The sequence below is a fragment of the Lyngbya sp. CCY1209 genome (assembly GCF_055795065.1).
Genome location: NZ_JAYFER010000149.1, coordinates 1 through 6,218 on the forward strand (window position 1 = coordinate 1; position 6,218 = coordinate 6,218).

Sequence of the window (6,218 nt, forward strand, 5' to 3'; positions counted from 1 at the left end):
GAAATTCCCTCGACATCAGGGTTTAAAGGTTTGTCCCTCTGAGGAAACTGTAAACAGACGAGCGCGCACTGCTATATAAAAGATGAAAAGTATGTATCATCGATGGTCGAGCTTAAATATGGGTGTTGATGAGTGGTATCAATAGAGAATTAACCCCCCATCCGAGAAGCGGCTTATTTGACAAGCACCTTCCGGGTACGCCTCAAGTCGCAAGACTGTTGAGAAAAGAGGGAAAGGCTCATGTGTTTAAAGACCGTGCTACAATGGAGTTTGTTGTGCGGGCTATTATAGAAAGAGGCGAACTTACAGGAGTTGAAGATCGAAATGATGATTACGATCGCTATGGGCTATATTTTGAGGAACCGATCGGGTATCAGATAAGATCTGATGGTAGCCGGCTGAAACTTTATTACGCCGAAATTAAAATTGTTAAAGGAGATAATAAATACCATGTTATCCCTCGCACAAAACCTCGTCGATCGGAGCGATAATTGGGAATTTATCGAGTTATGGGTAGATCCGATTATCTTTCCACCTCGGATTTTGATGTTGGTCGGTAGCCAACAGGGAAATTGTTGTATTTATGATGCGACTGCCAACTACAAACCTTTGTTTGAAAGCGCTGTTTATGATGAAGCTCATTCGTGGCTAGTTGAGGATGATTACGAGCGCGTGGATGGTCGGATTTTATCTGGAGAAATTTTTTAGTTTAAGCGATCGCCTTTTGGGGGCTAAGGGGCGATCGCCGTCAAGCATCTTCGATTATAAAAAATTTTATCATTTCCGCCATCGGACATGGCACGCTTCGGCGCGATCGCACCATCATCGAGATATAATTGTAAAGTGCATCAAAGTGAAACCCAACCGACACCCGCTCAAAATGTAGCAGTGAAGAAACCGGGTTTTTTAGAGAGTGCTTCGGTTCCCATCCAAAATGTTGATAAAAACCCGGTTTCTAAATCCCTGGTGTTGATGTTGAGTTCCGCTCTCGTTCAACCCCACCAAAACAATGAAACACCATTTAAGAGTCTATGCAGTCCTATCGTTGATGAGTACCTGTCTGTTTTGGGCCGGTCCGGTTCAGTCGCAGCGATCGTCACCCTGTTCAAACCAGAACCAAGAGCGACCTTCATCCAACCGTCGCGAAGTGGTCAACCGTGAATCGGGTTTGCGGTTTCAGATTCCGGCAAACTACCACACGGAGCTCAGACGAGATTCTGGCAATAGCAGAAAATTATCAATTGTTGTGCGGAACCCGGCTGATGTGGCATTTATGGAATGTGCGGAACGGGAAAGAATGAGAGGCTATGGACACCAAGTTTCTGACGTGATCGTTAGCCTTGAACCGCGTCCGAGTAATGTCCGTAATGTCCGCGATATTGTGCGGGAGGTGGCTCAAAGTGGCGGGGGTCAGATCGTATCTGGAGAGTCCGGCTTTACGACGATCGCGGGACGGGAGGCTGTGGTTTATACGGTGCAAACCGTTTATCCTGAGCGTCATCGGTATGCGCGGCTCATCCACCCGAATGGACGATATATTGTCAATATTTCGACCGGAGATTATGGCGAAAGAATCGATCCCATTGATTTGCAGGTGATGAACCTGATCATGTCTTCGATGGCGATCGAGTTTTAGGTAAACGTAGGTTGGGTTGGGGAACGAAACCCAACACATTAATACTTGGGTGTTGGGTTTCACTGTTGTCACCCAACCTACAAAAAAATAACTGCGTTCCACTACCAAAAAGCCAGTTTTCCCACCCACAACCCATCCGCTACATCCGTTTCAACATCCGCTGCTAACCCAACCTCGCCAACTCACTAACCACTCAATTGTCTGGTGTATTACTAACCCGCCTTGAAATCAATTTCAAGGCTCACAGCAAAAGTCCACTCAAGTGGACTCGGTTAATCAATATCTGGGTAGGGATAAATAAACCGGTAGGATCAATTTTTCACCCCTACTCAGTAAAAAGTAGGTTGGGTTGAGGAACGAAACCCAACAGATTAATACTTGGGTGTTGGGTTTCACTGTTGCCACCCAACCTACAAAAAACAACTCAAAATGTAGCAGTGAAGAAACCGGGTTTTTTGCCAGAGTGCTTTGGTTCCCATCCAACATTTTGGTAAAAACCCGGTTTCTAAATCCTGGGTGTTCAACCTGGGAACAAAGTTAGACCGTATTGGGGGCAGAGATAGGACAAACTGGAAGGGACGTTCCGAATAACAGCCATGCCCCGTCCATCCCGAATCCTCAAACCCGGATACTGCTACCATATCACTGTCCGATGCAACAACCGCGAGTTCAAGCTGACCCGCCTGGAATGCCGGAAAGTGCTGCTCTATGCCATCAAGAAAGCGCTGGAAAAGTTCCGGTTTAAACTGTACGGACTCTGCATCATGAGCAATCACGTCCACTACCTGATCGAACCTCGACAGCCAGAAGATTTACCCAAACTCATGCACTGGTTGAACTGGTACGCCGCCATGTGTTTCAACCGGATGCTGAACCGCACGGGTCACTTTTGGGAAAAACGATACCACAGCAGCGCTTTTGCGACCACGGACAAGCAACGGGCGCTGAACACTTTACGGTACATTCACGCCAATCCCAAAGCCGCCAATATGCAGCCCGGATTCTTTTATGATTTCTCCAACTACGGTACTTATGACCGGCTCACGGATGACGGATTGACGAAGTGGCATCCGGCGTTTTTATCGTTGGGAAATACCCTGGACGAATGCGCCCGGAAGTATCGGGGATTCTGTAAGAAATACAAGCCGAAACCTAAGCCGGAGAAGCGATATCACTGGGGCAGCAAGTTTTTACCGAAAGTGATTCGAGGGAAACACAAAACGGCACCGGGACAAATGAAACTCCCTTGGATTCCTCCCGACGTGGAGAGTGGGGAAGTCTCCGAGGTCGCAGAGAAGTTCGTCAAAGCCAACTGCTATGACCCCCAAGTGGCGATGCAGCGGTTCAATGATTCTTGAACCCAGAACCCACCTGGCATCCGTGTCAGGAGCCACTCCACCTCGCTGTTGCAGCCACAACATCATCGATCGCTCAAGTTGCTGGCGTACCCAACTTTTATCAGGCAAATGCGTGAGCCCTTCGGCAAATGCCAACCGCAAATCTGCCAGCCACGCATCCCGATCGCTCTTTAAGGCGGTAAAGGCTTGCTCATAACTGGCTACCACCAACTCCAACATTTGCCGAATCACCTCAGCATCCGCAAATCCGGGTAAAATGTCCGGCAACATCGCCGGAAGTTGCGGCTCTCTGTTTTCCAAAATCAGGTAGTGCAAATCGGCAAATACCCCCGCCATTAAAGAATGCAACGAGGTAAACAACTGGCAAAACCGCGCATCGTCTTCGGCAACATAGGGATAGTGGCGATCGAAAGGAATTCCATCCGCAAGGTCTTCCTGTTCGCTTCGCCAAACATTGAGTCCCGCCATTTGCTGAGGGTAGCGTTGTCTGAGTTCTTCTTCCGTTTTCCCTTGAGCGATCCGCTTGTCATAAACTTGGGTTTTCCACAACCGTACCCGCTGACGTGCAAACTCATCGAGAATTTCTAAGTAAGGCAAATCGGCGATCGCAGTTTTGTAGTTGTAGATTTCTGCACCGCCACTCCAATACGCGACCCGCAGGTTAATCGTTTCGCCGCTGGTTTCCGATTCGAGAACCAAAACCGATTCCGATCGCAGTTGATTGAACAGGGTTTTGATGCTGCTACCACCGCCGAAACGGTTGCTATCCCAGGCGCGATCGAGCAATTCCACCGGGCGATCGTCCGTTTCCAGGGGAAAGTGGCGATCGAACAGAGTTCGCATTTTTTGAGCAATGCGCTTTTCCAGTTTAGGGAAATCCGCACCGTTGCCGAAGCGATCGTAATCGATTTCTGGAGGAGCGAGAATAATCTGAAGCGGTATGGGTTGACGATTGGGATGAGCGGAAATAATATCTTCAGGAACCAGTCGCAGAGGCCAGTTGTCAACGCGCTTGTGATACCAAGGTTGCTGACGAGCGGTTTCGCGCTGTTCCTGAACCACCATCAACTGAGTTTCACGGTTTCCTCGAAGTAGCTCTAGCTGTAGCTTGCGTTGCTTTTTAAACAGTTCGCGCTGAAGCTGGAAGTTACCTTCTTGGCTGGCTTTTTGAATCGCGAGGCGGTTGTCTTCCACCTCTTTTTGCGCTTCTCGGTTTTTATTGGCATTTCGGGTGTTGGCGATCGCATTGACAATCCCTGCCGTGGCTACCCCAATGCCGCCTGCAATCGACTGGAATAAATGAAAAACCATCGTTTAAACCCCTCCAAACTGCACAAAACACAAATAGGCTCCCGCACCGATCGCACCTTTCGAGGTATTAGGTGAACAGGGAACGGCGTGACCGTTTTTGTCGTATATTTTACCGGCACATTGCCAACCCAAGAGATGGTGGTTGTCGTCGTACACCTTGCCATCACGATCGACATAGCCAATATGGTAGTGACTTTTATTATAAAAATGTCGATTTTTGACATAGCCAACATATTCATAATCAGAGGATCCGCTGCCGTAGTGTCGATAAACGTTTCCATGATCGTCAATGGTCGTGTAAGGGCTAAAATCGCTGCACTCCATGTGAGCCCAATGAGAGCCGATACCTGCGGTGTTCATCACCTCAGAATGGTGGCTGATTGCATCATTAATGATCGAACTTGAATCTTCACTTGTGAAATGGCTTTCCGCCGTTTCCAAACCTGAATGTTCGTGACCGGAGTGAGATGCACTGGAATCAAAGCAATGGGTAATGTCAAAAGCGCTGGCATCGGATACGCCTAACCCGCTTGTCTCGTGGGCCTGGGAGTGATGAATCAGGTCAGTATTAAAGTGGTGGCTCGTTTGAGACGAGTCAAAGTCGGTCTGGCTGCTGTCATCGCTAGAACTGTCATAGCTGGAGGTATTGTCAAAGGTCTGTGTCATGATAACGTATTTGCACTCCATCTCCAGTGAACAACGATGTCCCAACTGACGCGGCAATTGCCATAGCTACTATTATCCATAGTATACCCTAAGTCTCACAGTTTGTTGGGATTTTCTTTATATTTTGTGTTACTCCGGTCAAATCAACAGAACCTCCATCCCCGAATCCCCCGAGCCACGGGCGCGATCGCCCAGCCCCGGTGTGATGTAAATCGTTCTCACTTTCTATCCCAATACCTTCAGAAAGGCTCGACGCGATCCGGAAACAGAGAAAAGCGATCGCACCTCAAAACCGGCTGTCGTCACCGGCGATCGCATCTTTGAGAACCAATTGCAATTCCTTAGAAATCGGCAACATATCGATCTCGCGACCCAAATTTGATGGGTTCTCCCCATTGCCAACTCGTTCCTGATAAACGCCGACGAGGACGGCTTCCAAACCGTATTTAGCCAAAGCATCAGACGCGAGTCCGATGATTCCCAGCAGCACGATGCCTCCCACCATTCCACCCGGCCCCAACATCGCCAGTGCGGCGGTGATGGCCGCGGCCCCCGTCAGTCCCGTCGCCGCCATCGCCACCAACAGCACGATCGCGGGAAACCCGACACCCGCCAATTTCCGGACGACTTCATCCATAATTCTTTCCTCAAATCGGACCCCATGAGAACTGATACTCTACTACCAGCCTACGTTTGAATTACTCTTTTGATATAAGTATTTCTACAGAAATTTTGAACTTTTTTAAGTCCGATTTCTCAGTGAATCTACCGAGGATTTTTTCGTCAACTGCGACGGTATCGACGAATTCTTTTTTACCGGTGACAGTTGCAACTCCCACAGCTTCTAGGAAACGGCTGTTTTTCAGTTCAAAAGTGTTGCAATCTTAAATAGAACTTCCGTTTTCTCGCCAATTTCACCCATGTTCCCGAAAATGTCAGGAAGCGATCGCATTTACCCCGAACCCCGAGCCAGAGGCGATCGGCTTTAACTTTACCGGACGTCTGCTTGTGAACATCCTCCCCGCCGTAATTTGTCGTCTCAAAGCCCCCAGAATTGGGGGTTTGGGGGCTGGGAATCAAGAATCAAAGCCCCCAGAATTGGGGGTTTGGGGGCCGGGAATCATATCAAATCCGGTTAAATATCCGGACAAAAACGGGTCGGATATCCGCACCGCTTGGGAATCAATTCCCAAGCTAATAGCTCAAATCATCTGAAGATGATTGGGGAGGTTTAGGAGGGGATAACC

The 6,218-nt window shown here is 48.7% G+C and carries 7 protein-coding genes; 5 read left to right on the forward strand and 2 right to left on the reverse strand.

Annotation, left to right across the window (positions count from 1 at the left end; translation table 11 throughout):
- Positions 1–128: 128 nt before the first annotated feature.
- The 5 genes from AC0QHF_RS01835 (at position 129) to AC0QHF_RS01855 (ending at position 2,994) form a co-directional block, all read left to right on the forward strand.
- Complete coding sequence (locus AC0QHF_RS01835) at positions 129–491, forward strand: DUF6972 family protein (protein ID WP_375341389.1); 363 nt, start codon at positions 129–131, stop codon at positions 489–491.
- Positions 451–708, forward strand: coding sequence for a hypothetical protein (locus tag AC0QHF_RS01840; RefSeq protein ID WP_324702479.1), 258 nt, complete (start codon positions 451–453; stop codon positions 706–708). Before AC0QHF_RS01835 ends, AC0QHF_RS01840 begins: the two co-directional genes overlap by 41 nt.
- A gap of 87 nt (positions 709–795) precedes the next feature.
- Positions 796–1,161, forward strand: a complete 366-nt coding sequence (locus tag AC0QHF_RS01845) for a hypothetical protein (protein ID WP_324702480.1) — start codon at positions 796–798, stop codon at positions 1,159–1,161.
- 85 nt (positions 1,162–1,246) lie between these two features.
- On the forward strand, positions 1,247–1,636 hold the full coding sequence (locus AC0QHF_RS01850) for a hypothetical protein (RefSeq protein ID WP_324702481.1): 390 nt from the start codon (positions 1,247–1,249) through the stop codon (positions 1,634–1,636).
- Positions 1,637–2,232: 596 nt separating this feature from the next.
- Positions 2,233–2,994 (forward strand): transposase, encoded by a 762-nt coding sequence (locus AC0QHF_RS01855; protein WP_324702482.1) that lies wholly within the window; start codon positions 2,233–2,235, stop codon positions 2,992–2,994.
- 1,314 nt (positions 2,995–4,308) lie between these two features.
- Here AC0QHF_RS01855 and AC0QHF_RS01860 read toward each other — a convergent pair.
- Entirely contained in the window at positions 4,309–4,971 is a 663-nt protein-coding gene (locus AC0QHF_RS01860) for a 4-fold beta flower protein (RefSeq protein WP_324702483.1), read from the reverse strand.
- 286 nt (positions 4,972–5,257) lie between these two features.
- Positions 5,258–5,608 (reverse strand): hypothetical protein, encoded by a 351-nt coding sequence (locus AC0QHF_RS01865; RefSeq protein WP_324702484.1) that lies wholly within the window; start codon positions 5,606–5,608, stop codon positions 5,258–5,260.
- Positions 5,609–6,218: the final 610 nt, after the last annotated feature.

Coding starts and splice junctions, on each gene's coding strand:
- AC0QHF_RS01845 (WP_324702480.1), top strand. CDS start 796: ATGGCACGCTTCGGCGCGATCGCACCATCATCGAGATATAATTGTAAA.
- AC0QHF_RS01865 (WP_324702484.1), bottom strand. CDS start 5,608: ATGGATGAAGTCGTCCGGAAATTGGCGGGTGTCGGGTTTCCCGCGATC.
- AC0QHF_RS01835 (WP_375341389.1), top strand. CDS start 129: ATGAGTGGTATCAATAGAGAATTAACCCCCCATCCGAGAAGCGGCTTA.
- AC0QHF_RS01860 (WP_324702483.1), bottom strand. CDS start 4,971: ATGACACAGACCTTTGACAATACCTCCAGCTATGACAGTTCTAGCGAT.
- AC0QHF_RS01840 (WP_324702479.1), top strand. CDS start 451: ATGTTATCCCTCGCACAAAACCTCGTCGATCGGAGCGATAATTGGGAA.
- AC0QHF_RS01855 (WP_324702482.1), top strand. CDS start 2,233: ATGCCCCGTCCATCCCGAATCCTCAAACCCGGATACTGCTACCATATC.